Source organism: Jeotgalibacillus aurantiacus, assembly GCF_020595125.1.
In the GTDB taxonomy this organism is placed as follows: Bacteria; Bacillota; Bacilli; order Bacillales; family Jeotgalibacillaceae; genus Jeotgalibacillus; species Jeotgalibacillus aurantiacus.
On sequence record NZ_JACNMS010000002.1, the window covers coordinates 327,393 to 351,317 of the forward strand.

Here is a 23,925-nt window from a genome sequence, read left to right on the forward strand (position 1 = left end):
AGGGAGATGACCAATTTACTCCTGCCATGTTACGAAAGCAATAAGGATTTTTACGAGTAAGATTTGAAGGTCACACAAAAGTTGAAAATACCGTATAAACAACGATAGAATGAATCATTGAGTAATGACTTAAAAAGGATGATTAAACATGACGAACATTTTAGATCAGTTACCCGAAGAGATTATGGATATGATAAATAATACACCTGAATCCCCTGAGGAGGATAAAAGGAGAATAGGCACTGGCGGCTATACCTCTGATGATCCCGCCATTTTAGCAGATGCGGTTGTCAGTATGGCGTTGAAAAAGAATATTTTATTAAAGGGGCCTACCGGTTCGGGCAAGACAAAGCTGGCCGAGACAGTCAGCTCCATTTTCCGTCAGCCGATGTACAGCATTAACTGTTCTGTTGACCTTGATGCAGAAGCCATGCTCGGCTTTAAAACCATTGAACAGGTTGATGGTAAATCTGTCATTACCTTCGTCGAGGGTCCTGTTATTCAGGCGATGAAAAAAGGACAGATCCTCTACATTGATGAAATCAACATGGCAAAGCCGGAAACACTGCCAATCCTTAATGGAGTGCTTGATTATCGCAGAACGATCACGAACCCTTTTACCAATGAAGTGATTCAGGCAGCGGAAGGCTTTAAAGTCGTAGCTGCCATCAATGAAGGATATGTCGGAACCGTGCCATTAAATGAAGCGCTGAAAAACCGCTTTGTCGTTATTGATGTGCCATATATTTCAGGAGAAACACTTAAAACAGTCATTAAAAATGAAAGTCAGTTGAGAAACGACGTATTAATCGATCAGTTTATTCAACTGTCAGGAGACTTATTAACCCAGGTGCAAAATGGACAGGTATCTGAAGAAGCCGCTTCGATTCGTGCGCTGCTCGATACATGTGATCTGGCTCTTTACATGCCGCCAATAAGAGCGGTACAACGGGGTATAACTGATAAACTTGAGGATGAACGCGAACAGGCAGCAGTCAGAAATATTGCAGAAACCATTTTCGGATGAGGTGTGGGTATGCAGCGTTTTATTCAGTTTAATGATGAAAACATAAATTCGTTTCAGCTCATGCAGCTGATCGATCTTGCCAAAACTTTAACGAAAGAAAAAGAAATGACTGTGGAATACAGCCCTAGTAACTATCTAGATGTACCGGAAAAAACGATATTCGTCAGCCATTTCTGGGACCATCGTTCAGCTGAAGATGAATGGCAAGGACTGATCTCTGACGTTTATTTGCGTGGAGAAGGGTCGTTAAATCATTCAGATGTTAAAGAGATTAACCGCTTTATCGCGTTTACGAAAACACTGTCCATACCATCTTTCGCCAAGCAGCTTTTTATGGTGATTGAGGACTTGAGAGTCGAAGAAATCGTCAAGCTGAAAAGAGCGGGGACAAAAAAAGCTTTTTCAACGAGAAGAAGACTTTACCGGAAGTACTTTGAATCACAGCTGAATGTACATTTAGTAAAAGGTGTCACAACAGATGCGTTATTTAATTTGCTATACCTTCACATATTTGCAGAAACACCCGTTGCTGACTGGCCTGATATTCATCCTGAAGTGAACCTGGCAAAACCGTATCTGACCCAGCAGATCGAACGGTCACATGACGTAAAAACAACAGCAGATGTGGCGTCAATCTGTCGCAATGTATGTGAGGTACTTGATGAGCTGTTGCGTAAAGATATGCTTAATGAGTACTTTCATCTTCCGGAGAAAACGATGAAGGATTGGGAAGAGGGTCTGACCTTTGATGATCTTAAAAGAAAAGATCCCCTCATTAATGATGATGCCGAAAAAGAAAAACCTGACGGGGAAGAGGAAGCCGTAGAGGAAGAATTTAAAAGCTGGCATAGAGAAACAGAAGAAAAAGGGGAATCGTTCCTCCAGTTTGATCTTGAGGCCGGAACAAAAACCTCCATTCAGGCAGATGCCGCCCGAGAAGGTGATGACCAGGAGCAGGCGTTAGGTTCTGTACAGGGCAGTACGAAGAAATCCTCTAAAAATCAGTTTGATCAGCAGGAAGTGGAACGTAAACTTGAGGAAAAAAATGATGGGGGATCAGGTCAATACGGTAAAGATAATGAACAGGCATATGCCGTTTTTGAAGAAGCGGGACCATCATCAGCAGATGATCACGCTCATTATCAGATTTACCGAAAAGACATCACCCATTATCAGAAAAAGCTTCAGAAAATGATTGAAAAAACGCTTGATCATAAAAAAATACTGCCAAGAACGCACCTTGTCAAAGGAAGGCTGAGTAAAAAGCTGATCCCGTTTTTTACAGATGAACAGCCGCGTGTTTTTTATAAGAAAAATGAAGAGTCACCAAAAATTGACGCGACTTTCACATTACTGCTCGATTGCTCCGCTTCAATGTATGACAAAATGGACGAAACAAAAAAAGGTCTTGTACTGTTTCATGAAGCCTTAAAGTCGATTCAGGTTCCTCATGAGATCACAGGATTCTGGGAGGACGCTGCAAAAGCCGGAAGCAGTAAATACCCATCCCACTTGAAAACAGTCATCCCATATGATCAATCCATTTATTCTCAAAACGGAGCGGCGATCATGCAGCTTCAGCCGGAGGAAGATAATCGTGATGGATATGCGATCCGTCTAATGACAGAAAGGCTCGTCAGAAGGACGGAAAAACAGAAGTTTCTGCTCGTGTTCTCAGATGGTGAACCGGCAGCGGCTGATTACAGCCAAAACGGAATCCTTGATACGCATGAAGCCGTATTATCTGCACGCAAGCAGGGCATACAGGTTATGAACGTTTTCTTATCAACATCTGAGATCCCAGAATCCCAAAAGCAGATTATCCAGAATATATATGGGAAGTACAGCTTATTTGTCCAGGATGTTCAGGAGCTTCCGGATGTTCTTTTCCCACTGCTGAAAAGGTTGCTTATTAAGAGTATTTAGAAGCGGAAAGAATATCGCTCTTTAAAAAAGGTCATAATGCATGATAAAAGGAGACTTGAACTTGCATCCCTTTCATCAGGCACTTCTCGAAGATATGATCCGGTTTAACAAGCAGCTGAATCAGGAGCACTGGAAAACAGTGCGAAGAAGATTTCCGAAATCAAAAAAACAGTCATGAAAACAGCCCGGCAACATCGCCGGGCTGTTTTCTTATCGGTTATTATTATTTTTTAATTGCAGAAGCTGCTGCTTTAATTCAGCCTCCATCGACTGGATCTCTGTTTCTGCCAAACGGCGTTTCTCACGGCCTTCCTGCTGAATACGGAGCGTTTCTTCAAGGGTCTGAACAAGATTAGCCTGCGTTGTTTTTAACGTTTCGATGTCAACAATGCCACGTTCATTTTCTTTGGCTGTTTCTATACTGTTCGTTTTCAGCATCTCTGAATTCTTCAACAGAAGCTCATTTGTCGTCTTCGTAACCTGCTTTTGAGCCTCTACTGCACGCTGCTGCCTGAAAAGAGTAAGGGCAATGGCGATTTGATTTTTCCACAGAGGGATTGCCGTTAAGATGGAAGCCTGAATTTTTTCAGCCAGTGCCTGATTAATATTTTGTATCATCCTGATCTGCGGGGCACTCTGGATCGTAATCTGTCTGCTTAACTGCAGGTCGTGAATTCTTTTATCGAGCCGGTCCATAAACTGCATCATATCATTTACTTCCTGATAAGCCATCTGATCATTGCTTTGTTCAGCTTTTTTACGGAGAGCAGGAATTACTGACTGTTCAAGCTCGTCCCGCTTCAGTTCAGCTGCGGCAATATAAATATTAAGTGCCTGAAAATAGGCTTTATTCTGATCATACAGCTGGTCAAGCATCTGAATATCATCCATCAGTGATTTCTTTGAATGGTCCAGCTTGACACTGATCCGGTCTACCTGAGCTCCGACCTTCTGATACTTCGATAAGATTTCATTTACCGAGCTGCTGACCCTGTTAAACAGCTTTGAAAAGACATTTTTCTTTTCATTGGACAATTCATCCGGATTGATCTGTTCGAGCCGGTCCATCAATTCCTTCAAAATATCGCCAATCGGTCCAACATCTTTTCTCTGAACATGGTCAAGCATAGAGTGTGAGAAGTTCGATAGCTTGGATTGAGCAGCTGTCCCGTACTGAAGAATGGATTGGTGATCACCCGGGTCAATTTGCTGTGAGATCTGTTCTGCCTGTCTACGATCCTGTTCAGACAGCATATCAGCCATTCTTTTTGGTGCAGGGGATGTCTTTGTTTCATTGACATTGACAAGCTCCTGGTCACCAAAAGGGTTTGAAAGCAGGTCATCCATCATCGTATTTTTATCTTTTAAATCCGTATTGTACTGATTTTGATCCGACATAATCGTTCCTCCCTATATAAAAGGCTTATGATTTCTGTTCTATTGATTTTTTGGCCATATCAAGCTCGATGCGAAGCGTATCAATATCGTTCGACAGCACTTTCATTAAATCTTCTTCAAGTGAAGAATTTAATTCATGTAACGTTTTTCTAGTTTCCTCAAGTGATGACAGTACTTCCTTATTTTTTACGGGTTGCGTAACAAGCATTGTATACTTGTCGGTTAATTCAACCGCCGAGTCAAGATGGTAAAAGAAAAATTGCTCGGAAGCATAAAAACGTTTAGGGTCTTTTTTAACAATCGAAAAAATCCGTCTTGAAAACTTAATCATATCATTCAACTGTCTCATTGCAGACAATGAACGAATCTGAAACTGCTTGCCCTGAAGTCTGGATATTTTCTTTTGTGCTTCTTTCAGGTTTTCATGAATATATTTATATTCCTGACGGGTGAGTCCGTACGATCGCATCAGTGACCTGTTTTGAAAAAACTTCATCGTATAAAACGGAATGATCCCTCCGCCAAGTCCAAGTAAGGAAGCCTCCCAAAACTCAGCATTAAATACAAATAAAGATGTCAGCCAGGTCAGGCTCGCTGAAGGAAGCGATATTCCAAGGCGGGCAGCTAAATATAAAAATGGTTTCATCTCCATCTTCTCCTTAAAAAGACTTCTTATGTCGTTATACGTATAGGTGCAGAATAAGTTTCATCCATGTACATTTCCTCTTATTCCATTGTCTACTATTCCGCCATTTCATTCAAGCAGGGGCTATTGAAACATCAAAACAGACTTAAAGACTATTAAAAACGAAAAAAATACCAAGTTCGATAGTTTTTTTTCATTTCTATGTATATAATAATAGTAAATAGGTAATAATATAAGTCATAAGTTTTATATTTTCAGGAAGAGAGGGTCACTGCATGAGTCAATTTTACTTCTTTGCTGATGAGGTTGCTGATATATATCGCCTGTTCGGCGATCGCACTCGCCTTATTATGGCCAAAAAAATGGCACAGGACGACTGGACCGTATCTGATTTTGTTCACCTTTTCGGAATCAGCCAGCCTTTAGTCAGCCAGCACATTAAAAAATTAAAAGATGCAAATCTGATCAAAGAACAGCGGCAGGGGAAGAGAATTCTTTACCGGCTTGATCATACTGCACAGTTTTATCCACTCGTTCTCAAAATTATTGAACCTGTAAAAAACGGTGAACTTGATCACGTGATGGCCTAACCATTGCGTGAGCATATCCATTCCTTTTTAACTGTTCCTTCTGTACACTTAAGTTAGCACTTAAAAAGAAAGGCGGTGCTGGCTATGTGGCGTATTATCCAGTTAAAAAGCGATGCAGAGCCCTGGTGGTTTCTGGAGGGCTGGGAACAGGATATTACACAGGAGTGGAATACAATTGAAAAATCGGAAGCGTTCGAAATTTTCCGCAATCGGACAAATGAACTCAAGCAGGCATGCAAACATGTGCGTGTAAAGAGAGCGACCCAGTTCGCGTACTGGAATGATGACGATTTTTTCTTTTGTGAAGATTGTGATGACGATTTGCAGATTTACTATGGTCTGCTTATTCTGCACAATGATAAGCCATACACAACAAATCAGATGAATGACGATGAAAAAGCTTTTTTTGAAAAACTGATCGATTAAAAAAAACCGGAAAGCAAATTTGCTTTCCGGTTTTTTTATACCATTTTACTTTTCTTTATTTTTTTCTCATCATATTGCCTGCGGATCGTTACAAATCTATAGGCGTTAACAACAATGGCTTTACCTACTGCATACGTCGGAACAGCCATGATCAGCCCAAGCAGACCACCAAAGCTTCCAGCAACTAGCAGCAGGAAAATGATTGTAAGAGGATGAACCTGCAGTTTTTTCCCCATAACCTGAGGGGAAATCAGGTTACTTTCAATCTGCTGGGCAGCGATCACCACGACAATAACCAGTAAAGCGGTCAGTGGAGATTGGATAAAACCTACAATCACAGCCGGGATGGTACCGATAAACGGTCCTACAAACGGAATCACGTTTGTCAGCATCGCGACAAGTGCCAAAACAATCGTATATTCCAGCCCGATGATTAAGTATCCAATATACAGCAGAACACCTACACAGAAGCTGACAATTAACTGTCCCTGAATGTAGGAGCTTAAGGCAATATCCATATCCTGCAGCACTTTTCTGCCTTCCGGACGGAACTCTTCAGGAGTGAAGCGTAAAAACTGTTCCGGAAGCTTTTGTCCATCCTTCAGCATATAAAACAGAACAAAAGGAATGGTCACAATGACAATGGCAATATTGGTAATGACACCAATGAAAGACATTAGATTCGAGCCTATAGAAGATAGGGTTCCCTGAAGATAATCCGCAACCTGTTCTGTGATATCCTGAATAGAAAAATCCTGCTGTTCCTGCAAATTTTTAAACCATTCAGACTGAATAAGGTTCATGACCACCCCTGACAGTTCATTGAAAATGGTCGGTATGTTTTCCACAAGCGCATTAAATTGTCTCGATAGCGGTGGACCAATCAGGAATACGGCTCCAACGATCAACCCTATTCCCGCGAGATAGATAAGTAAAATCGCAATTCCCCTCGGTATGTATTTTGCTACAAAAGCCACGATCGGCCTGAGAAGATAGTATAGTACACCTGCTATAGCAATTGGGGCGAACAATGTAGTGACAATTACTACAATGGGTGTAAAAATAAAATCTACAAGATTTGCAAGATAAATGATGACCAGGATCGTGATTAAACCAAAACCGAACCTGAACCATTTTGACTTCGCCAATTCGTTCAAACTGTTTCCCTCCTATGTATGATTGTCATTATCATACATCAGGAGAAAGAATGATGCGAATAAAATATATGAAACTTTCGATATCTTTTTGCGTAAAAGGAAGAGGAGGGATGAACAATGCCAAAATTTTTATCAAGAATAAAATTTCTATTCACATTAAAAAAATCATTTCCGTTTTTTAAAGACTATTTTACCTCACAACACGTTCACCCTATAAAAAAATTGATCCCGGCCGGACTGGTTGTCACATATCTATTACTTCCAGTTGATCTGCTACCGGACTATTTCGGCCTATTCGGTTTAACAGATGATTTGGCTATTGTGACATTTTTGCTCCAGTTAACAGTCAAGATGGCCCCTGAAGAGCTAGCTGTAAAGCACAGACTGCTGAAATAATAGTCAATGAGAAAAAAAAGGAATTTAATCCTCTGAATGTGTTTGACATTTAATTCGAAGGATGTATAATAAGGATAACAAGTCAATAGCAATAATACCTGCATGATAAGATTCACATATTACAAAGAGTGATCGGAAAGCACGGTACTTTTTGTAATATGTGAATTTTTCTTTTGTGGTAAGTTTGCATATTGTCAATTTATTTTTTGGAGGTTTTTCATAATGAAAACTGGTACAGTAAAATGGTTTAACGCAGAAAAAGGTTTTGGATTCATCGAAGTTGAAGGAGAAAACGACGTATTCGTACACTTCTCAGCAATCACTGGCGAAGGCTTCAAGTCTCTTGACGAAGGCCAGCAGGTAGAATTCGAAGTGGTTGAAGGCAACCGCGGACCACAAGCTGCTAACGTTGTAAAACTGTAATTGTTGATATAAAAACCGCTCTGCTCCGGCAGTGCGGTTTTTTTATGTGCTCTGGTTAAACCTTCACCCTGCCTATACACGCTTTCACCAGTTGAATACACTATTCAAAAGGGGGCAGAGGTGTATGGATAAAAAAGCAAAGGTCGAGAAAAAGGAAGAGTTACAGGAAAGAACACATCCGTTTGATTCCTTTTGGGATTTCAGAAAACAAAAAGCAGAAGCTGAAAAAAAAGAAGAGATACCTGAAAATAAAAAACCATTCTGGTGGTAAACCATCAAACCTGCTATTCTTCGAGCAGGTTTTTTTATGATTAAATTTAATTTATTCAGGGAAAAGGGAGGTGTATACAAAAGGAGTGAATTCGGGATGAATGAAACAAAAAAAGAACAGGAAAATTTCTACTTTAATCTTCGTCATAAGATGGATCATTTCCTGAAATCCAAAACAGGCCGCAATCACAAATATGCAAAATATCTGCTCTTTGCCCCGGATATTTTCTATCTTCTTATTCAGGTAGTTAGGGACCCGCGCGTGTCAGGTAAAGACAAAGCCATGGTGGCAGGTGCCATCAGTTATTTTATATTGCCTGTGGATCTGATTCCTGAAGGGTTAATCGGTCCGGGAGGGTTTATTGATGATCTGGTAGTCGCATCATTTATTCTGCAGACGATCGTTAATAATCTGTCTCCGGATATTATTCGTGATCACTGGGCTGGAGATGAAGACGGGCTCGCTATTATTAATAAACTCGCAGCGCTCTCTGATAAAGTACTGAAAAAAGGAACACTGCCAGCTCTGTTGAAAAAATTTCAAAAATAATCATAAAAAAAGACTGCCCGTAAAGGCAGTCTTTATTTACTGTGCTACTCGTTCTTTATTCCATTCAAGAAACTCATCGTACGTTAATTGCTTATCCATGATTTTACCGTCCGTGATATCGATAATCCGGTTCGCAATCGTCTGAACGAACTGATGGTCATGAGACGTAAAAATCATCGCACCTTTGAAATTGATTAATCCATTGTTTAACGCGGTAATGGATTCAAGGTCAAGGTGGTTGGTCGGTTCATCCAGCAGAAGTACGTTCGCTTTTTTCAGCATCATGCGGGAGAGCATGCAGCGTACTTTTTCTCCTCCGGACAGGACTGAAGGCTTTTTGCGCACTTCTTCACCTGAAAACAGCATTCTTCCAAGGAATCCTCGCAGGAATGTTTCACTTTCATCATCAGGGCTGTATTGACGTAACCAGTCCACAAGATCAGACTCCTGACCCTGGAAATACTCTGAATTATCATGCGGGAAGTAGGACTGTGATGTCGTTACACCCCATTTGAAGCTTCCGCTGTCAGGTTCAATTTCACCCATCAGAATACGCATGAGTGTCGTTTTAGCAATTTCATCTGTTCCGACAAGCGCAATTTTATCGTCTTTATTCATCGTGAAGCTGACATTATCAAGTACCTTTACGCCATCGATCGTTTTGCTGATATCTTTTACCTGTAATACATCATTACCAATTTCACGTTCCAATTCAAAATTCACGAACGGATACTTACGGGAAGATGGTTTAATATCATCCAGGCTGATTTTATCAAGCATTTTCTTACGTGATGTTGCCTGCTTTGATTTAGAGGCATTGGCGCTGAATCGTGCAATAAATGCCTGAAGCTCCTTGATCTTTTCTTCTTTTTTACGGTTCTGATCAGACATCATTCTCTGAGCAAGCTGACTTGATTCATACCAGAAGTCGTAGTTTCCGACATAGATCTGAATTTTACTGAAATCAAGATCCGCAATATGCGTACAAACCGTATTCAGGAAGTGACGGTCGTGAGATACAACAATAACAGTGTTCTCAAAATTGATCAGGAAATCTTCAAGCCATTGAATCGCCTGGATATCAAGCCCGTTTGTCGGCTCGTCAAGTAATAGAACGTCAGGCTTACCAAAAAGAGCCTGCGCAAGAAGAACTTTAACCTTTTCAGATCCGGTCAGTTCAACCATCTTTTTATTAAAGCTGTCTTCACCGATACCAAGACCCTGAAGAAGGATAGCAGCTTCTGATTCTGCTTCCCATCCATTCAGTTCAGCAAATTCACCTTCAAGTTCAGCGGCTTTAATGCCGTCCTCGTCTGTGAAATCCTCTTTCATATAGATCGCGTTTTTCTCCTGCATGACTTCATACAGGCGTGCGTGACCCATTAACACGACATTCAGTACTTCTTCTTCTTCGTATTCAAAATGGTTCTGTTTCAGGACAGCTAATCGTTCATTCGGTCCCATTGAAACGTTACCCGTCTGAGATTCAATTTCACCTGATAAAATCTTCAGGAAAGTGGATTTTCCGGCACCGTTGGCTCCAATTAACCCGTAACAGTTCCCTGGTGTAAATTTAATATTAACATCTTCAAACAGCTTGCGGTCTCCAAAGCGGAGACTGACATCTGATACTTGTATCATTGCTTTATCCCTCCATGCAAAACATATCAATACATTATAGCACTTATTAAAGAGAAGTGGAAAATGATTTCTGACACTACCCGATTTTAAATATTTTTAATTCGAGATAATTTACGTTAAGATGATGAAAGATACGCAAATGAATGGAAAGGTGGAGTAAAGCATGCATCATATTTATAAAGAAGGATCTACAAAAAAACCGGTTCTGCTGTTATTGCACGGAACAGGCGGCACAGAACAGGATCTTCTTCCGATCGCACAGATGATTGATCCTGAAGCTTCCGTTCTGAGTGTAAGAGGAAATGTGTCTGAAAACGGGATGCCAAGATTCTTCAGAAGAATCCGAGAAGGGGTTTTTGATATTGAAGATTTGAAAGCAAGAACGGTAGAGTTACATGAATTTATAGGTGAGGCAGCAGAGAAATACGGATTTGACAGAAATAATGTACTGGCGATCGGGTATTCAAACGGTGCCAACATTGCAGGCAGCCTGCTGTTCCATTACAGTGACTCACTTAAAGGAGCGATTCTTCATCATCCAATGGTTCCGCTGCGCGACCATACGCTGCCTCCGTTAACAGATGTACCTGTTTTTATCGGAGCGAGTAAAAACGATCCAATCTGTCCACCGGAAGAAACAACAGACCTTGATGCACTGCTTTCAGAAGCCGGAGCGAATGTGAAGGTTAAGTGGTATGAGAGAGGGCATCAGTTAACAGAAGAAGAAGTAATCGATGCGAAAAAGTGGTATGACTCAAACGCGTAACAACTGTTAAGATGACTACTGACCATCGAAACGGTTGCTGAAGGAGATTTCAGACAGCGTTGCAAAATAAAGCCTGCATTCCGCAGGCTTTTCCTGTATAATCATAACCAAACATATGATCGTATAAGGAGGTTTTGGCATGAGTAAACATAATCCGAAGAAATTCGCATTGAATATGAGTGCATCGCAGTTTACGAAATTTTATATCCTTCATCTGCTGTCAATTCGTCACTCCGGGATGATCAGCGAACATTTTAAAGCTGAATTCAGAAAGATCGGCGGTAATTGGGAGCCTGCACCGAGTACACTTCTTGATGCGCTTCATGATATGACAGAAGAAGGGCTTCTTCACCGTACCGATGACTATAAGTCACATGAGAAAAGGCGTCAGAAGGTATACTGGTACCGTTTAACAGATCAGGGGAAAGAAGAGTTCTCACTGATGAAAAAGCAGTTTCTGCCGCTTTTTGAAGAACAGAAACGGATTATCGAAAACATATTGCAGACAGTATTTAAGTAAAAACGGGCCCCTGTTTGCGGGACCCGTTTTTTTAAACGTGAGTTAAGGTTTCTTTAGAAAAGAATGTTTCACCGATCTTTTTTGCAGCCTCAGTCAGCTTTCCTTCATTTTGCACTAAAGCAATCCGGACATATCCCTCGCCTGAAGGACCAAAAGCATGCCCGGGAGTAATCACGACATGACATTCATCCATGACGGAGAGCGCGAAATTCATTGAAGTCATATTAGAAGGAACCGGCGCCCACATGAACATCCCGCCTTCAGGTGAAGGAATATCCCAGCCGTATTGTGCAGCGGTTTGGACAAATGCATCACGACGCTTCTGATAGATCTCACGTGACTGAGCGCAAAAAGCCTGGCCCTCAAGCAGCGCTAAAATGCCTGCCTCCTGCATCGGACGAAAAACACCGTAGTCAAGATTGGATTTCATGCGGTTAAACTGCCTGATGATCTCTGCATTTCCGGCAAGATAACCAATACGTCCTCCGGCAAGGTTAAAACTTTTTGATAAGGAATTCGTTTCAACACCGACTTCCATTGCACCTTCCATTTGTAAAAAGGAGATCGGCTTTTTCCCATCGAAGTATAACTCTCCGTAAGCGAAATCATGAATAATTAGGATGTTATATCGCTTAGCAAAAGCGATTGCCTGCTGATAAAATGCTTCTGTCGCCTGAACCGGGACAGGATTACCGGGGAAATTCAAAATCATCATAGACGTTTTTTCAGCCACTTCTTCAGGAATGGTCTTCAAATCCGGAAGAAATCCGTTCTCTTTCTTAAGCGGCATATAGTAGGGAACTGATTCAGCCATCGCAATACCTGCATCATAAGCCGTATAACCCGGATCCGGAACGAGCACATAATCACCGGGGTTTGAAAACACCATTGGAATATGTACCAGTGCATCCTGTGATCCCATAGATAAAAGAACTTCTGTATCAGCATTCAGACTGATTTGATAGTTTTGTTTGTAATAGGTTGCAACGGCCTGATTAAATTCTTTGATTCCAGTCAGTGTATAACCGTAAGCCTCGTCATCACGAACCGCTTTTGATAAGGCATCTTTAATAAAATCAGGAGGCGACAGATCCGGGCTGCCGATACTTAAATCGATCATGCTGCAGCCTTGTGCGATCTTTTGTGTTTTATAGGCAGACAATTCACTGAAAATCAGCGGCTGAAAGCCTTTCATACGATTTGCGAGAGAAATTTTCATCTCCTGATTCCTCACTTTCATGCTTTAATCTTCAACATTGTACCAAAAAGTGAGACAATAGAAAATGAATGGCCACCTTATTCGCGGGATAACCTGTACATAACTACAGGTTCATGATAAATTTAATCAGTTATTGAAAACAGGAGGAAGTTATAAAATGAATGAACAGGAATCAATTGGCGGAACGGTTCAGACACTCACAGTCGCGTCTGAAGCCCCGTTTGGCTTTTATTTAACAAGAGGAACGGAAGAATATCCTTTAAACGCATCAGAAATTCATGAAGAAGTAACAGTCGGAGATACGAGAGAATTTTTCCTGTATCCTGACCGAAGAGGACGGATCACTGCTTCCACGCTCATTCCGGAAATCAGAAAAGGCGTATATGGCTGGGCTAAAGTCATAAAAGTAAACGAACGTGACGGAGCGGCACTTGATATCGGCATTTCCCGTGAAGTAACCGTACTCCCTGAAGACCTTCCTGCAGCAGGACACGTATGGCCGGAAGCAGGAGATTATTTGTATATCACACTCCGCACGGACCGCGCTGGACAAATGTTCGGCCGACTCGCAACAGAAGAGGTGGTTCAGGTGCTTTCAGGACGTGCTGATGAGGACGTTCACAACAAGGAGCTGAAAGGACGCCCGTACCGTCTCCTTAAAGTTGGGACATTTGTATTAACGGAAGAAGGATACCGTTGCTTTATCCATGAGAGCGAGCGCAAAGAGGAACCAAGACTCGGCCAGGATCTCACGGTTCGTGTCATTGGAGTAAAAGATGACGGAACATTAAACGGTTCATTGCTGCCGCGTAAACAAGAGAAAATGGACGACGATGCGGAAATGATCCTTGATTATCTTCTGACTCGAGGCGGATCAATGCCGTTTGGTGACAAGAGTAACCCGGAGGAAATCAAGCTGATTTTTAATATGAGCAAAGCTTCTTTCAAACGTGCGCTTGGCCGTTTATATAAAGAACGTAAGATCATCCAGAAAGACGGGGAAACTCATCTCGTTAAGGAATAGAAGGGAGCGGGAGAAATGAAACTGGATCTGACAAAAGAACAGTATCGTGAGCTTGTTGGGGCAATGTTTCTTTCTGACCTGGTCAGACATTCCATGAAAAACAGTCCTGAAGAACATTCTGAAACGTTTATTGAAGCTGAACAGGCACTGTATTCACAGCATGATCAGTTTGATGAAACGGAACGCATTGAGAAAGATGAAGAATCAGGTGTGTATTTACCGACACTGGCACTTGAATCTGAGCAGATGACATACTTAAGAGACTATGAACAGGCTATTTTAACAGACCAGATTGCTGCTGTACTTGCCAGAAACGCCTGGGAAAAAGAGGTACAAAGCGGAGCGGTCACAGAAGAAGCTGCTGTTAACAGACTGATCGAACTTGAAGATCATTTTCATGTATTACTTGAAGAAAAAGGATTATCAGCTCTTAACATAAAATAGAGGAGGCTGTTCATTGATCAGAATTCAGCCGGCGATGATTGCCATAAACATTATTTTTGCTGTCGCGTTCATCATTTGGAGTATACAGAGATATTCAGAAAATGATTTAACCATGGCAGCAATGCTTGGCATCATCGGATTGATTAATGGATTTATTGCTGTTAAACGATATAAAATCGCCAGAATGCATGATCAGGGATCAAAATAAAAAATGAGCCAATTCCGGCTCATTTTTTATTTTGTCTCACTATTTTTAGTATACTTTTGAAATGAGACTGAATATGGATTATTTTAATGACTTCCTATAATATATATTATGTAAACTAAAAACAAAAATCGATTTATCACATCCGGTTAAGCCAACACCTTCTCTTCTATCCAAAAAATAAACCGCCTGTATCGGCGGTTTATTCCTGTTCACGTGGATGAGCTCTCATATTCTTGCCATAAAAGATTTCATCCATTTCAATTTTCAGCTTTTCAGTGATTTCTTCGATTTCATCCTGATCAAGCGAATCCTTGCGGTAACCGAATAAATAGTTATTCAGGTCAAATTCTTTCAGTTTACATTTCGTATGGAAAATATTTTGCGGATATACGTTTACATCAATCATATCGTACTCGTCTTTAATTTCTTCAGGAATAAAGTTCTGGATTGAATTAATATCGTGATCAATAAACAGCTTATGACCATCCACGTCACGGGTAAAACCACGCACACGGTAATCCATAGTCATAATGTCCGTATCAAACGAGTGAATCAGATAATTTAGCGCTTTTAGCGGAGAAATCTCACCGCATGTTGACACATCAATATCTGCTCTGAACGTGCTGATCCCTTCATGCGGATGGTACTCCGGATATGTGTGTACCGTAATATGACTTTTATCTAAATGAAGGGCTGCTGTTGATGGCAGCGGTCCTGGTGATTCCTCAAAGGATTCATTCGGCACCTCAACAATTGGACCTTCAGATACAAGAATCGTCACACTTGCACCCTGTGGGATGTAATCCTGCTTTGATACATTGAGTACATGCGCGCCGATGATATCAGCAACATGTGTCAGTATCTTAGTCAGACGGTCGGCATTATATTGCTCATCAATGTATTCAATATAAGCTTCTCGCTCTTTTTTCGATTTTGTATAGCAGACATCGTACATATTAAAACTCAGCGACTTGGTTAAATTGTTAAATTCATGAAGCTGTATGCGTTTTTCCTGTGTTAGTTTCATTCCCATAACTCCTTTAATTCATACATCGCTTTATTTTGATTACATACCCGCTTGACCTCAGTCTAAACGAATATGAGTCTTATCATACCATTCTTTTACTTGCGATGCATGAATCGTTTATCTTTCTGACCTTTGTAACGGTTAAAATTCCTTATTTACCAGTGGCTGAAACAACTTTATTCCCTTTTTATTAAAAGGCAGCACCTTCATATCAAGCAACAGGTGGCTTAAATAGGCAAGTGCACAAACAACTAATATTCCATTGATATTCAGGCTGTTTTCGAGCTCCCAGGAAATATATGAAAAGACAGCAAGACCGATCCACGTATGTGAAAGACCCCTGTGTGGCAGAAACGAACAGACAATCGTAAAAAGACCGAAATACAATAGCCAATTCTCACTGTAAAACCACCCGGAACCTGTCAGCACTCCACCGGTCAGCATAACCATAAAACGCTGTTTAATGAGAAAACGTGGTGCAATAATTAGTGCCAGTGCGACTGCAATTCCTGCTAGCATCCACCAGCCCTGCAGCATAACGAGACTGTATGTACCAAGCAGCACGCCAATGGATGCCAGTGTATACCATAACCATTTTCTATGCAGAGATATTCGGTTGGATAACCTTCCATTCGTATCCAGATCCGGCGCAAGCGCAGATACGCTTCCCAGAAGAATCATCAGGCCCGTTGCAGCAGGTGAAGCGTCGTACATGACCGCCGTTCCCAAACCGATCGCTGTCCCTGTAACAGCATGTGATGCACCATTCATATCTTTCATCCTTCGCCATTAATTTATCTATTTTATTATAGCGAACATATGATCGAATAGCCACGAAATTCCTCTGTTTATAAACAATTATCCCTTGAACAGGATTATGAATTTTTTGATATGGGTAAAGTTAGATTGAAATGACATTTTTTGAAAGGAGGAGCTTTTATATGATGAGAATTTTATGGTGGATCATTGTGATATTAATCATTGTCTGGCTTGTAGGTTTACTATTGGATTTTGCAGGCGGTATTATTCATATTCTTATAATTATTGCGATCATCCTGATTATCTATAACCTCATTACCGGCAGACGGAAATTGTAAAGAAAGACCCCATCCGGGCATAGTCATACCGGTTGGGGTCTCTTCTGTTATTCTCCAAGGAATTTTTTCAATTCCTGTCTGTTGGTTTCCCAGTCGATCTCAAGTACAGAGCCTGCGCCTTCATAAGTTGGGGTCGTATAGGTTCCTTCAAGAGGGATCGTTTTTCTTTCAATTTCCCCTCCACCACTCAGAAGAATTCGGGAAAGGAGTTCTGCCCCTTTCGCACTCGACATGCTCGTCTGAATATAAGGCTGGGCTGTTCCTAGCATTTTAGGAGCTTTCATGACGCCACTGATGCTTACAGCGTGATCTTTTACAGCTTCAATCACCTGCTGCTGTCTTCTAACGCGGCCAAAGTCACCTTCACTGTCAGCGCGGAATCTGGCGTAGCCGAGAAGCTCCTGTCCGTTCAGCTTATGAACGCCTTCAGTCAGGCTGACGCCAATTTTTTCTGACATATCCTTTTCAACATCAATTTCGATACCATCTGGTGCCATGGCATCCACCACGCTTTCAAAGGCTTTAAAATCAACGAGCATATAATGTTCCACGTCAATGTCAAAGTTCTCTTTAACCGTTTGTCTCAGAAGCTCAGGACCCCCAAGATAATAAGCTGTATTAAGCTTATACCCTCCATATTCCGGGATCTCTGTGTAAATATCTCTCATTAGAGAAACAAGCTTAATGGTATCTGTCTCGCCATCCCACTGGGCGATCATCATTGTATCAGAACGGGACTGCTCCTCCCCTCTGCTATCAACACCAATAAGCAGGATGTTCGTTTTACCGTCAGCCGTTTTCTGACCGTTAAAGGAATCTGTATAGTCCGTTTCAAAAGGCTGTGCCCCTTTTGAAGCCTGTAGACCCATCCAGTATTGAGAGCCTGCAAAACCGCCGGTTACTAATATAAATAAAAGAATAAAGGCCATCAAAACTCTGCCTTTTTTTAATTTTCGTTTTCGTCTTTTTACTCTTGTTTCCATAGTGCCTCCTGGAAAAATAAAAGTAGTTTCTGATAGATTTGTCGTTTATCATCTATCATTCGTTACACTTTACTCTTCTTTTTTAAATAAATCAATCATTTTCATTATGAAACGGGGTTGAGGTGATGATAGAATGAGAGGAACGTTATAAATGAAAGGTTGATCAGAATGGCATTAGAAAAAGCAACATTTGCCGGAGGATGCTTCTGGTGTATGGTAAAACCGTTTGATCAGTATGACGGGATTGAGAAAGTTATTTCGGGTTATACGGGCGGACATGTTAAAAATCCAACCTATAAGGATGTTAAAACCGGTGAATCCGGCCATCAGGAAGCGGTTGAGATCACATTCGATCCTGAAGTCTTCCCTTATGATCAGCTGCTTGAAATCTACTGGCAGCAGGTAGACCCTACTGACGATGAAGGTCAGTTTCAGGACCGCGGTCCTTCCTACCGCGCCAGCATCTTTTATCATAATGAAGATCAGCGGGTAAAAGCAGAAGCCTCGAAACAGGCGCTTGCCAATAGCGGACGATATAAAAAGCCTGTCATTACACCGATCGTACCGGCTGCTGAATTTTATCCGGCAGAAGATTATCACCAGGACTTTTACAAGAAAAATCCTGAAGAATACAAAGAAGACCGTGAAAAATCCGGTCGGGACGAATTCATCCAGGAACACTGGAGCAAAACCTCCAAATAACAAAAAAGTTCAACCGTTTTTTAGACGGTTGAACATTTTTAAATTATAGACTGAACATCAGCCAGTCGAATACAAACCACAAACCAACCATGCCGCCTGCTAGACTGAGAAACAGTATAATGACATTCCTTTTTTCATGCTCAATTCTCAGCTGAATCAGAAACGTCAGGATACATATCACAAGAAGAATAAGGCCGAAAAACACCTTATACTCCTCTCTTATTGCCCCATACATACGTATGAAGCTGAGGCAGCACTCTTACCTGATTTAGCTTACTGTTACCCATTACCTTATCAATCAGCCATTCATAACGCGCAATCAGGTTTGGAATGAGTTTTTCGTCCTTTTCCTCATGAACCTGATCATTTCCTGTCTGCAGATAAAAAGGTACATCGGGATATCTTTGATGCAGCATTTCAGCAAATGCGAGATCTTCATCATCAAAGATGACGACTTTCAGGGAAAAATCACTCTTTCCTGCAATCAGTTTTGACACAATATCATCCAGAATGGACAGATTAGGCTTCATCCCAGAGCTCGGGGGCTTCGGAGACAACGTCAGGTCATCAATCGATAAAAACCAATCCTGCCAGATAGATCCCTGTGTTTCAAGCGCAACCTTCATGTTTTTCGCATGAAGCAAGTCAACAAGTTCTGACAGGTGTTTCAGTAATGCAGGGTTTCCACCTGAGATCGTAACGTGATTAAAATGATCCCCACCGGTTTCTTTCAGCTCATTAAAAATATCAAGCGCGGTTAATTGTCTGATATCGTCCTTTGCGCTTCCATCCCACGTAAATGCGGAATCGCACCAGGAGCAGCTGTAATCGCAGCCTGCTGTTCGGACGAACATCGTTTTTTGTCCAATGACCATTCCTTCCCCCTGAACAGTTGGACCGAAGATTTCTAAAACAGGGAACTTTCTTTCTCTCTGTGTCATGACGATATCCCCTTCTTTTTTGGACGGTAAACGACATAACTGGTCGGTGTTTCACGCAAAAATACCTGAAGACATGTCGGTTTGTTTTCAGTTGTCTGTAAATAGGCTTCTACTGATTCCCAGATAATTCTTGCCGCAGCCTCTGTAGTAGGAAAACGGTCGCTGTCCGTTTCAGAAAATGCAGGGTCCTCATTCAGAACCTTGTGATCAAACCGGTCATGCACAAGCTGTTTAATCGTTTTAAAATTTATCAGAAATCCTGTGTGATCAAGCTCATCTCCGGCAATCGTAATATTCACAAAATACGTATGCCCATGTACATACTGGCACTTTCCTGCTTCTTCAGACGGAATGGAATGAGCAGCAGAAAAATGAAAATCCTTGTTTAATTCGTAACTGTAATCATGATGGGGAGCGGGGTAAATTTGCTGAATCATTTTTGCCCCTCCTTCTCAAGTAAATATTCATTCATACCATTTAGACGCAATCTGCAGGCCGGACAATCACCGCAGCCATCACCCTGGACTCCGTTATAGCACGTCAGCGTTTTGGTGCGGATATAGTCAAAGCGGCCGAGCTGATCGGCAAGCGCCCACGTTTCCTTTTTATCAAGCCACATCAGAGGTGTGTGGATCACAAAATTTTCTTCCATGGACAGGTTCACGGTTACATTTAATGACTTTATAAAAATGTCACGGCAGTCCGGATAACCACTGAAATCCGTTTCACACACGCCTGTCACCAGGTGTCTTGCATGACGCTGTTTTGCCAGAACAGCTGCAAATGAAAGAAATAAAAGATTTCTGCCGGGCACAAAGGTTGAAGGAAGCTCTCCTTCTTTTTCTACAATCTCCTCGTCCCTGGTCAATGCTGATGGCGCCAGCTGATTTAAAAGGCTCATATCCAATACGTGATGCTTTACGCCAAGCTCTTCAGCAATTTTTTCAGCGCACACAATTTCATTTTCATGACGCTGACCATATTTAAACGTCACTGCTTCTACTTCATCGAACTTTTCAAGGGCCCAGAAAAGACACGTCGTACTGTCCTGTCCGCCACTGAAAACGACAATCGCTTTATTATTTTTATCCATAAAAAAAGCTCCTCTCCTTTGTAAGGCTTACGCCTGAAAAGAAGTAAGAGTGTTCACGAAATCACTAAAAAAAGCAGGTGTGTTCCTGCATATGTCCTAGTTTTTTATAGAGGGATGGTCGCGAACCTCTTTCTATTCTTTTAGTACCACTATCGTATCACATGTACGTACCTTTGAAAAGAAAATAAAGCCCTCCTGAAATCAGAAAGGCTTCTTCTCTTATCAGATATTAAAAATTCTGTGGGTTTGGCACGATTTCAAGATCGCGGCTCCCTTTTTCCATCTTGCTGCCGCACACAGGGCATTGATAAGTTTCTTCTCCTCTGGCAGAGAAATTGTCCCTCATCCAGACGTTACAGCTATCCGAAGAGCATTCCCATACGTCTGTAGCTTCCTTTTGTACTTCTTCAGCAGGTTTTCGTTGAAACATCACGGTTTGTCCCCTTTCATTTACAGGATCGGTTTTATCACGATATGGATAAAAAGGGATCTTGTAATGTTTTTCTATCAATCATTATCGTACATGACTATCTTTATTATACACGAAAAAAGGCAATTTTGCAGAATTGCCTCCATCGTCTTATTATTTATATGCTCTAACACTTGTTAATATGATCACAAAAGCATTATAATTGAGTTTTGTTTTCAGTGGAGCCCTTTTCAATGTCATCAAGTTGCTCCTGTTGTTCATTATAATACTGTACAGATGTCTGAGCACCTTCTGACATCATTTTTTCATCTTCATGCTGATGCGTTTCCTGATCTTTATTTTTGTAATCGTAATAAGACTGTTTCGCCTGATCGATCGCCTGGCTTACTTTAACTTTTGAATCGTCAAATGCAAGTTTAGCCTTCTCACGGTTTTCTTTCTTTTTAAAATAAGCGTATCCTGCTGCGCCAAGTCCCAGTAAAGCATATCTTTTTAATCCCATATGATGACCTCCTATATTTTCATAGTATGTTTATTACCTTAAATGTCATTCTTTAAACATCTTGTTTCGGAGTTACTACTAAGTATGTTTCAAATATCATATTTTGGGAATTGTAATGGCAGGAGGTGGATGCTATGGATAATTCAGATAAAAAGCATTATGATCAGCCTGATCAGCTGAACAGTTCAAAGAAAAATATTCTTGACCGTCATCAGGACGAACAGCATACAGATCCTGTTCCGATGGAAGATTTAAAATCAGATAAAAAAAGTGAGAAAAACAAAAAGAAATCCCAGAGAGCACAGTCTTCTGACGGTCTCCTTGACACAGAGTAACCATGCATAAAACATTAAAAATGTGATATACTTGTCGTGAAAAAACAAATTCTGCTCCTCTTTCTTTGGAGGACAGTTTCATGGAGGTGGCTGTGATGAAACGAAACCGAGATGAACAAGCCAGAGAGGTCAATCGGGAGGAAACAAAAGTCAGAACCGGTCAGTTGCTCACAACAGGACTTAAGGAAGATGAAGTTCAGGAGCTTGCTGAATACCGTGAAGACGGTTGGGAATTTGTTGACGACGACTATTAACATGTAAAAGCCCCCTTTTTTAAAAAAGGGGGCTTTTCAGGTTGTCGAATTTCTAAATCGTGCCAGGTCATTCCTTCGCTTTTCGCGGCCGCGCGGTGAGCCAGCTAATGCTCCGCATTATGCTGTCTCACCTGTCGCTCCTCTGCCGCAGAAGTCTACGGAATGACCTGGCACTTTTCATGTGAAACCATTGTGCGGCTTTTCATTCAAACAAGTAAACGGTCATAAAATAAATGAAAAAAGTAAGTAAACAGCTTGATCTTGATGAAACACCCTATTAATAACCGTTCATATCCACGAATCATGCCTAGAATCAAACCATTAACTTGACCTGAATACACCGCCATTAATATGAATTGTCTCACCGGTCATGTAACTGCTGTCCTCTGATGCCAGCAGGACATATGAAGGTGCAAGTTCTGCAGGCTGACCCGGTCTTCCCATTGGGGTGTCTGCCCCGAATTCTCCAACCTTATCTGCTTCAAACGTAGATGGGATGAGAGGTGTCCAGATTGGTCCCGGTGCAACTGCGTTCACTCTGATTCCATCCTTGATAAGGGACATTGCCAGGGAACGTGTAAAAGCTGTAATTGCGCCTTTCGTTGAAGAGTAATCAATCAATAGTTCATTGCCTTTATAAGCAGTAACAGAACTTGTATTGATGATTGAGCTTCCTCTTTTCATGTGTGGGATAGCCGCTTTCACAAAATGGAACATGGAGAATACATTCGTTTTAAACGTTTTTTCAAGCTGTGCAGTTGTGATATCCAAAATTGACTGTTGTGGGTGCTGTTCGGCTGCGTTATTAACAAGAACATCAATTCCACCAAATTCTTTCACGGTGTTGGATACAGAAAGCCTGCAAAACTCTTCATTACCGCAATCGCCACTCAGTAAAAGGCACTTCACACCGTATGCTTCAACTTCTCTTTTTGTTTCTTTTGCGTCATCATGTTCATCCAGATAGACAATCGAAAGGTTAGCTCCTTCTTTTGCAAAAGCAATGGCGACGGCTTTTCCAATTCCACTGTCTCCCCCGGTAATAAGAGCGGTTTTTCCTGAGAGCTTTCCGCTTCCTTTATAGTGATCATTATTATAGATTGGCTTCGGATTCATCTGTCCCGTTTCTCCAGGCTGCTTATTTTGATGCTGTGCAGGCTGGCCACCTTTTTGTATCGTTGAAAAATTCAAATCAAACACTCCTTTGTTTCTTTTTCCTTAGCTTGTAAAGAAATAAGAGACTTATACAGACAAAAAGCCACGATGCCCCCGCAGCAAACCCTGCAATGACGTCTGATGGATAATGGACGCCGAGATAAACGCGGCTAGTACCCACGAGTAGTATAATGACAGTTGCAGAGGTAATGATCAGCCATTTTGCGGGGTTGTTCAACAGAATGATTAAAACCGCTGCAAGAGATCCGTATAAAACCATCGCACCCATCGCGTGACCGCTCGGATAACTGTATCCTCCCTGCTCAATTAAAACTTCAAGCGTCGGCCTTTCACGTGTGAATGCATTTTTCAAAAGCCAGTTAAACGCGCCACCCAGTGCATTAACAACGGCCACAAAAACAGCGAGATCAAACTGCTTTTTTAATGAAAGTACGATAATAGCCAGGATACTGATCACACTAATCGTTATCACATCAGCACCGTGCGTGACCCACGTTGCAAAAGTTGTTAGTCCCGGACTTATGGGTGCCTGTACCACATTAATGATACTGGTATCAAATCCGGCAAGCTCATTTTCAAGAAGCTCCTCCGAAAGCTCGATAAAGATCCAGATTCCAGCGAGTATAATGGCAACCGGGATCGTAACCTGCAGGGACTTTCGAATATTCAATTTCCCTGAAAACATCAGGACACCTCCCCTTCTATATGTACCGATTATTAAGCCTCTTCCCTGTTTAGCCCGACAAAAAACCAC

33 protein-coding genes and 1 riboswitch are annotated in these 23,925 nt (G+C 41.5%); of the genes, 17 read left to right on the forward strand and 16 right to left on the reverse strand.

The genetic code is table 11. From position 1 onward, the window contains the following. The first annotated feature begins 148 nt into the window (after window positions 1–148). Window positions 149–1,027 (forward strand): ATP-binding protein, encoded by an 879-nt coding sequence (locus H7968_RS06430; protein WP_406566381.1) that lies wholly within the window; start codon window positions 149–151, stop codon window positions 1,025–1,027. Window positions 1,028–1,036: 9 nt separating this feature from the next. Further along, window positions 1,037–2,953: a vWA domain-containing protein gene (locus H7968_RS06435; protein ID WP_227395383.1), complete on the forward strand. Its 1,917-nt coding sequence runs from the start codon at window positions 1,037–1,039 to the stop codon at window positions 2,951–2,953. Between the two features lie 210 nt (window positions 2,954–3,163). Here the strand turns inward: H7968_RS06435 and H7968_RS06440 are convergent, their stop codons facing one another. Beyond that, window positions 3,164–4,351, reverse strand: a complete 1,188-nt coding sequence (locus H7968_RS06440) for a toxic anion resistance protein (RefSeq protein WP_227395384.1) — start codon at window positions 4,349–4,351, stop codon at window positions 3,164–3,166. Window positions 4,352–4,376: 25 nt separating this feature from the next. Beyond that, complete coding sequence (locus tag H7968_RS06445) at window positions 4,377–4,997, reverse strand: 5-bromo-4-chloroindolyl phosphate hydrolysis family protein (RefSeq protein WP_227395385.1); 621 nt, start codon at window positions 4,995–4,997, stop codon at window positions 4,377–4,379. A 275-nt stretch (window positions 4,998–5,272) separates the two neighbouring features. On the opposite strand from H7968_RS06445, the gene H7968_RS06450 reads away from it, so the two are divergent. After that, the gene (locus tag H7968_RS06450) at window positions 5,273–5,587 is read left to right on the forward strand and encodes an ArsR/SmtB family transcription factor (protein WP_227395386.1); all 315 of its coding nucleotides are present in this window, start codon (window positions 5,273–5,275) and stop codon (window positions 5,585–5,587) included. Window positions 5,588–5,671: 84 nt separating this feature from the next. After that, window positions 5,672–6,013, forward strand: coding sequence for a DUF1033 family protein (locus tag H7968_RS06455; protein ID WP_227395387.1), 342 nt, complete (start codon window positions 5,672–5,674; stop codon window positions 6,011–6,013). A gap of 35 nt (window positions 6,014–6,048) precedes the next feature. Here H7968_RS06455 and H7968_RS06460 read toward each other — a convergent pair whose 3' ends face one another. Continuing rightward, window positions 6,049–7,170, reverse strand: a complete 1,122-nt coding sequence (locus H7968_RS06460; protein ID WP_319799479.1) for an AI-2E family transporter — start codon at window positions 7,168–7,170, stop codon at window positions 6,049–6,051. 117 nt (window positions 7,171–7,287) lie between these two features. Between H7968_RS06460 and H7968_RS06465 the strand changes: the two genes are divergently transcribed. The 4 genes from H7968_RS06465 (at window position 7,288) to H7968_RS06480 (ending at window position 8,809) form a co-directional block, all read left to right on the forward strand. Continuing rightward, window positions 7,288–7,566, forward strand: coding sequence for a DUF1232 domain-containing protein (locus tag H7968_RS06465; RefSeq protein ID WP_227395388.1), 279 nt, complete (start codon window positions 7,288–7,290; stop codon window positions 7,564–7,566). Between the two features lie 222 nt (window positions 7,567–7,788). Next, window positions 7,789–7,989, forward strand: a complete 201-nt coding sequence (locus tag H7968_RS06470; protein WP_039809180.1) for a cold-shock protein — start codon at window positions 7,789–7,791, stop codon at window positions 7,987–7,989. 124 nt (window positions 7,990–8,113) lie between these two features. Continuing rightward, window positions 8,114–8,260 (forward strand): hypothetical protein, encoded by a 147-nt coding sequence (locus H7968_RS06475; RefSeq protein WP_227395389.1) that lies wholly within the window; start codon window positions 8,114–8,116, stop codon window positions 8,258–8,260. 96 nt (window positions 8,261–8,356) lie between these two features. Further along, window positions 8,357–8,809 carry a YkvA family protein gene (locus H7968_RS06480; RefSeq protein ID WP_227395390.1) on the forward strand — a complete coding sequence of 151 codons (453 nt, stop codon included), beginning with the start codon at window positions 8,357–8,359 and terminating at the stop codon, window positions 8,807–8,809. A gap of 36 nt (window positions 8,810–8,845) precedes the next feature. Here the strand turns inward: H7968_RS06480 and H7968_RS06485 are convergent, their stop codons facing one another. Next, a complete protein-coding gene (locus H7968_RS06485) occupies window positions 8,846–10,450 on the reverse strand; it encodes an ABC-F family ATP-binding cassette domain-containing protein (RefSeq protein WP_227395391.1) in 1,605 nt (534 codons plus the stop codon). 163 nt (window positions 10,451–10,613) lie between these two features. Here H7968_RS06485 and H7968_RS06490 point away from each other — a divergent pair, with 163 nt between their 5' ends. Together H7968_RS06490 and H7968_RS06495 are read left to right on the forward strand one after the other, a co-directional pair. Next, the gene (locus H7968_RS06490; protein ID WP_227395392.1) at window positions 10,614–11,216 is read left to right on the forward strand and encodes an alpha/beta hydrolase; all 603 of its coding nucleotides are present in this window, start codon (window positions 10,614–10,616) and stop codon (window positions 11,214–11,216) included. Between the two features lie 139 nt (window positions 11,217–11,355). Beyond that, window positions 11,356–11,736 (forward strand): PadR family transcriptional regulator, encoded by a 381-nt coding sequence (locus H7968_RS06495; RefSeq protein ID WP_134371510.1) that lies wholly within the window; start codon window positions 11,356–11,358, stop codon window positions 11,734–11,736. A 31-nt stretch (window positions 11,737–11,767) separates the two neighbouring features. Here H7968_RS06495 and H7968_RS06500 read toward each other — a convergent pair whose 3' ends face one another. Beyond that, a complete protein-coding gene (locus tag H7968_RS06500; protein ID WP_227395393.1) occupies window positions 11,768–12,955 on the reverse strand; it encodes an LL-diaminopimelate aminotransferase in 1,188 nt (395 codons plus the stop codon). Window positions 12,956–13,112: 157 nt separating this feature from the next. On the opposite strand from H7968_RS06500, the gene H7968_RS06505 reads away from it, so the two are divergent. From H7968_RS06505 to H7968_RS06515, 3 genes are read left to right on the forward strand one after another with little or no spacing between them, the layout of a single operon-like run. Then, the gene (locus tag H7968_RS06505) at window positions 13,113–13,979 is read left to right on the forward strand and encodes a CvfB family protein (RefSeq protein ID WP_227395394.1); all 867 of its coding nucleotides are present in this window, start codon (window positions 13,113–13,115) and stop codon (window positions 13,977–13,979) included. A gap of 15 nt (window positions 13,980–13,994) precedes the next feature. Further along, on the forward strand, window positions 13,995–14,423 hold the full coding sequence (locus tag H7968_RS06510; RefSeq protein WP_227395395.1) for a hypothetical protein: 429 nt from the start codon (window positions 13,995–13,997) through the stop codon (window positions 14,421–14,423). A 13-nt stretch (window positions 14,424–14,436) separates the two neighbouring features. Next, window positions 14,437–14,631, forward strand: coding sequence for a hypothetical protein (locus H7968_RS06515; RefSeq protein ID WP_227395396.1), 195 nt, complete (start codon window positions 14,437–14,439; stop codon window positions 14,629–14,631). A gap of 199 nt (window positions 14,632–14,830) precedes the next feature. Here the strand turns inward: H7968_RS06515 and speD are convergent, their stop codons facing one another. Next, window positions 14,831–15,658 (reverse strand): adenosylmethionine decarboxylase, encoded by an 828-nt coding sequence (gene speD / locus H7968_RS06520; RefSeq protein ID WP_227395397.1) that lies wholly within the window; start codon window positions 15,656–15,658, stop codon window positions 14,831–14,833. A 141-nt stretch (window positions 15,659–15,799) separates the two neighbouring features. After that, the gene (locus H7968_RS06525; protein WP_227395398.1) at window positions 15,800–16,429 is read right to left on the reverse strand and encodes a metal-dependent hydrolase; all 630 of its coding nucleotides are present in this window, start codon (window positions 16,427–16,429) and stop codon (window positions 15,800–15,802) included. A 170-nt stretch (window positions 16,430–16,599) separates the two neighbouring features. On the opposite strand from H7968_RS06525, the gene H7968_RS06530 reads away from it, so the two are divergent. Continuing rightward, on the forward strand, window positions 16,600–16,755 hold the full coding sequence (locus H7968_RS06530) for a lmo0937 family membrane protein (RefSeq protein WP_227395399.1): 156 nt from the start codon (window positions 16,600–16,602) through the stop codon (window positions 16,753–16,755). A gap of 47 nt (window positions 16,756–16,802) precedes the next feature. Here H7968_RS06530 and H7968_RS06535 read toward each other — a convergent pair whose 3' ends face one another. Continuing rightward, a complete protein-coding gene (locus H7968_RS06535) occupies window positions 16,803–17,738 on the reverse strand; it encodes an LCP family protein (RefSeq protein ID WP_227395400.1) in 936 nt (311 codons plus the stop codon). A gap of 168 nt (window positions 17,739–17,906) precedes the next feature. Here H7968_RS06535 and msrA point away from each other — a divergent pair, with 168 nt between their 5' ends. After that, complete coding sequence (gene msrA, locus H7968_RS06540) at window positions 17,907–18,440, forward strand: peptide-methionine (S)-S-oxide reductase MsrA (RefSeq protein ID WP_227395401.1); 534 nt, start codon at window positions 17,907–17,909, stop codon at window positions 18,438–18,440. 43 nt (window positions 18,441–18,483) lie between these two features. On the opposite strand, the gene H7968_RS06545 is transcribed toward msrA, so the two are convergent. The 6 genes from H7968_RS06545 to H7968_RS06570 form a co-directional block, all read right to left on the reverse strand. After that, window positions 18,484–18,645 (reverse strand): hypothetical protein, encoded by a 162-nt coding sequence (locus tag H7968_RS06545; protein WP_227395402.1) that lies wholly within the window; start codon window positions 18,643–18,645, stop codon window positions 18,484–18,486. A 1-nt stretch (window position 18,646) separates the two neighbouring features. Next, window positions 18,647–19,381: a 7-carboxy-7-deazaguanine synthase QueE gene (gene queE / locus H7968_RS06550; RefSeq protein ID WP_227395403.1), complete on the reverse strand. Its 735-nt coding sequence runs from the start codon at window positions 19,379–19,381 to the stop codon at window positions 18,647–18,649. Then, window positions 19,378–19,818: a 6-carboxytetrahydropterin synthase QueD gene (gene queD / locus H7968_RS06555; protein WP_227395404.1), complete on the reverse strand. Its 441-nt coding sequence runs from the start codon at window positions 19,816–19,818 to the stop codon at window positions 19,378–19,380. The genes queE and queD overlap by 4 nt, the downstream gene beginning before the upstream one ends. Beyond that, window positions 19,815–20,474, reverse strand: a complete 660-nt coding sequence (queC, locus tag H7968_RS06560) for a 7-cyano-7-deazaguanine synthase QueC (protein WP_227395405.1) — start codon at window positions 20,472–20,474, stop codon at window positions 19,815–19,817. The genes queD and queC overlap by 4 nt, the downstream gene beginning before the upstream one ends. Window positions 20,475–20,564: 90 nt before the next feature. Next, window positions 20,565–20,609, reverse strand: a riboswitch (PreQ1 riboswitch). Window positions 20,610–20,703: 94 nt separating this feature from the next. Further along, window positions 20,704–20,904, reverse strand: coding sequence for a cold-inducible protein YdjO-related protein (locus H7968_RS06565; protein ID WP_227395406.1), 201 nt, complete (start codon window positions 20,902–20,904; stop codon window positions 20,704–20,706). Window positions 20,905–21,100: 196 nt separating this feature from the next. Beyond that, window positions 21,101–21,406: a hypothetical protein gene (locus H7968_RS06570; RefSeq protein WP_227395407.1), complete on the reverse strand. Its 306-nt coding sequence runs from the start codon at window positions 21,404–21,406 to the stop codon at window positions 21,101–21,103. Between the two features lie 134 nt (window positions 21,407–21,540). On the opposite strand from H7968_RS06570, the gene H7968_RS06575 reads away from it, so the two are divergent. Further along, window positions 21,541–21,741, forward strand: a complete 201-nt coding sequence (locus tag H7968_RS06575; protein WP_227395408.1) for a hypothetical protein — start codon at window positions 21,541–21,543, stop codon at window positions 21,739–21,741. Between the two features lie 95 nt (window positions 21,742–21,836). Continuing rightward, a complete protein-coding gene (locus H7968_RS06580; RefSeq protein ID WP_166805754.1) occupies window positions 21,837–21,995 on the forward strand; it encodes a hypothetical protein in 159 nt (52 codons plus the stop codon). A 321-nt stretch (window positions 21,996–22,316) separates the two neighbouring features. Here the strand turns inward: H7968_RS06580 and H7968_RS06585 are convergent, their stop codons facing one another. Continuing rightward, complete coding sequence (locus H7968_RS06585; protein ID WP_227395409.1) at window positions 22,317–23,186, reverse strand: SDR family oxidoreductase; 870 nt, start codon at window positions 23,184–23,186, stop codon at window positions 22,317–22,319. 1 nt (window position 23,187) lies between these two features. Continuing rightward, window positions 23,188–23,856 carry a phosphatase PAP2 family protein gene (locus tag H7968_RS06590; RefSeq protein WP_227395410.1) on the reverse strand — a complete coding sequence of 223 codons (669 nt, stop codon included), beginning with the start codon at window positions 23,854–23,856 and terminating at the stop codon, window positions 23,188–23,190. Window positions 23,857–23,925: the final 69 nt, after the last annotated feature.

Bases quoted from the DNA above. Each gene is read 5' to 3' on its own strand.
- H7968_RS06430 (WP_406566381.1), top strand. From the start codon at position 149: ATGACGAACATTTTAGATCAGTTACCCGAAGAGATTATGGATATGATA.
- H7968_RS06435 (WP_227395383.1), top strand. From the start codon at position 1,037: ATGCAGCGTTTTATTCAGTTTAATGATGAAAACATAAATTCGTTTCAG.
- H7968_RS06440 (WP_227395384.1), bottom strand. From the start codon at position 4,351: ATGTCGGATCAAAATCAGTACAATACGGATTTAAAAGATAAAAATACG.
- H7968_RS06445 (WP_227395385.1), bottom strand. From the start codon at position 4,997: ATGAAACCATTTTTATATTTAGCTGCCCGCCTTGGAATATCGCTTCCT.
- H7968_RS06450 (WP_227395386.1), top strand. From the start codon at position 5,273: ATGAGTCAATTTTACTTCTTTGCTGATGAGGTTGCTGATATATATCGC.
- H7968_RS06455 (WP_227395387.1), top strand. From the start codon at position 5,672: ATGTGGCGTATTATCCAGTTAAAAAGCGATGCAGAGCCCTGGTGGTTT.
- H7968_RS06465 (WP_227395388.1), top strand. From the start codon at position 7,288: ATGCCAAAATTTTTATCAAGAATAAAATTTCTATTCACATTAAAAAAA.
- H7968_RS06470 (WP_039809180.1), top strand. From the start codon at position 7,789: ATGAAAACTGGTACAGTAAAATGGTTTAACGCAGAAAAAGGTTTTGGA.
- H7968_RS06475 (WP_227395389.1), top strand. From the start codon at position 8,114: ATGGATAAAAAAGCAAAGGTCGAGAAAAAGGAAGAGTTACAGGAAAGA.
- H7968_RS06480 (WP_227395390.1), top strand. From the start codon at position 8,357: ATGAATGAAACAAAAAAAGAACAGGAAAATTTCTACTTTAATCTTCGT.
- H7968_RS06485 (WP_227395391.1), bottom strand. From the start codon at position 10,450: ATGATACAAGTATCAGATGTCAGTCTCCGCTTTGGAGACCGCAAGCTG.
- H7968_RS06490 (WP_227395392.1), top strand. From the start codon at position 10,614: ATGCATCATATTTATAAAGAAGGATCTACAAAAAAACCGGTTCTGCTG.
- H7968_RS06495 (WP_134371510.1), top strand. From the start codon at position 11,356: ATGAGTAAACATAATCCGAAGAAATTCGCATTGAATATGAGTGCATCG.
- H7968_RS06500 (WP_227395393.1), bottom strand. From the start codon at position 12,955: ATGAAAATTTCTCTCGCAAATCGTATGAAAGGCTTTCAGCCGCTGATT.
- H7968_RS06505 (WP_227395394.1), top strand. From the start codon at position 13,113: ATGAATGAACAGGAATCAATTGGCGGAACGGTTCAGACACTCACAGTC.
- H7968_RS06510 (WP_227395395.1), top strand. From the start codon at position 13,995: ATGAAACTGGATCTGACAAAAGAACAGTATCGTGAGCTTGTTGGGGCA.
- speD (WP_227395397.1), bottom strand. From the start codon at position 15,658: ATGAAACTAACACAGGAAAAACGCATACAGCTTCATGAATTTAACAAT.
- H7968_RS06525 (WP_227395398.1), bottom strand. From the start codon at position 16,429: ATGAATGGTGCATCACATGCTGTTACAGGGACAGCGATCGGTTTGGGA.
- H7968_RS06530 (WP_227395399.1), top strand. From the start codon at position 16,600: ATGATGAGAATTTTATGGTGGATCATTGTGATATTAATCATTGTCTGG.
- H7968_RS06535 (WP_227395400.1), bottom strand. From the start codon at position 17,738: ATGGAAACAAGAGTAAAAAGACGAAAACGAAAATTAAAAAAAGGCAGA.
- msrA (WP_227395401.1), top strand. From the start codon at position 17,907: ATGGCATTAGAAAAAGCAACATTTGCCGGAGGATGCTTCTGGTGTATG.
- queE (WP_227395403.1), bottom strand. From the start codon at position 19,381: ATGACACAGAGAGAAAGAAAGTTCCCTGTTTTAGAAATCTTCGGTCCA.
- queD (WP_227395404.1), bottom strand. From the start codon at position 19,818: ATGATTCAGCAAATTTACCCCGCTCCCCATCATGATTACAGTTACGAA.
- queC (WP_227395405.1), bottom strand. From the start codon at position 20,474: ATGGATAAAAATAATAAAGCGATTGTCGTTTTCAGTGGCGGACAGGAC.
- H7968_RS06565 (WP_227395406.1), bottom strand. From the start codon at position 20,904: ATGTTTCAACGAAAACCTGCTGAAGAAGTACAAAAGGAAGCTACAGAC.
- H7968_RS06570 (WP_227395407.1), bottom strand. From the start codon at position 21,406: ATGGGATTAAAAAGATATGCTTTACTGGGACTTGGCGCAGCAGGATAC.
- H7968_RS06575 (WP_227395408.1), top strand. From the start codon at position 21,541: ATGGATAATTCAGATAAAAAGCATTATGATCAGCCTGATCAGCTGAAC.
- H7968_RS06580 (WP_166805754.1), top strand. From the start codon at position 21,837: ATGAAACGAAACCGAGATGAACAAGCCAGAGAGGTCAATCGGGAGGAA.
- H7968_RS06590 (WP_227395410.1), bottom strand. From the start codon at position 23,856: ATGTTTTCAGGGAAATTGAATATTCGAAAGTCCCTGCAGGTTACGATC.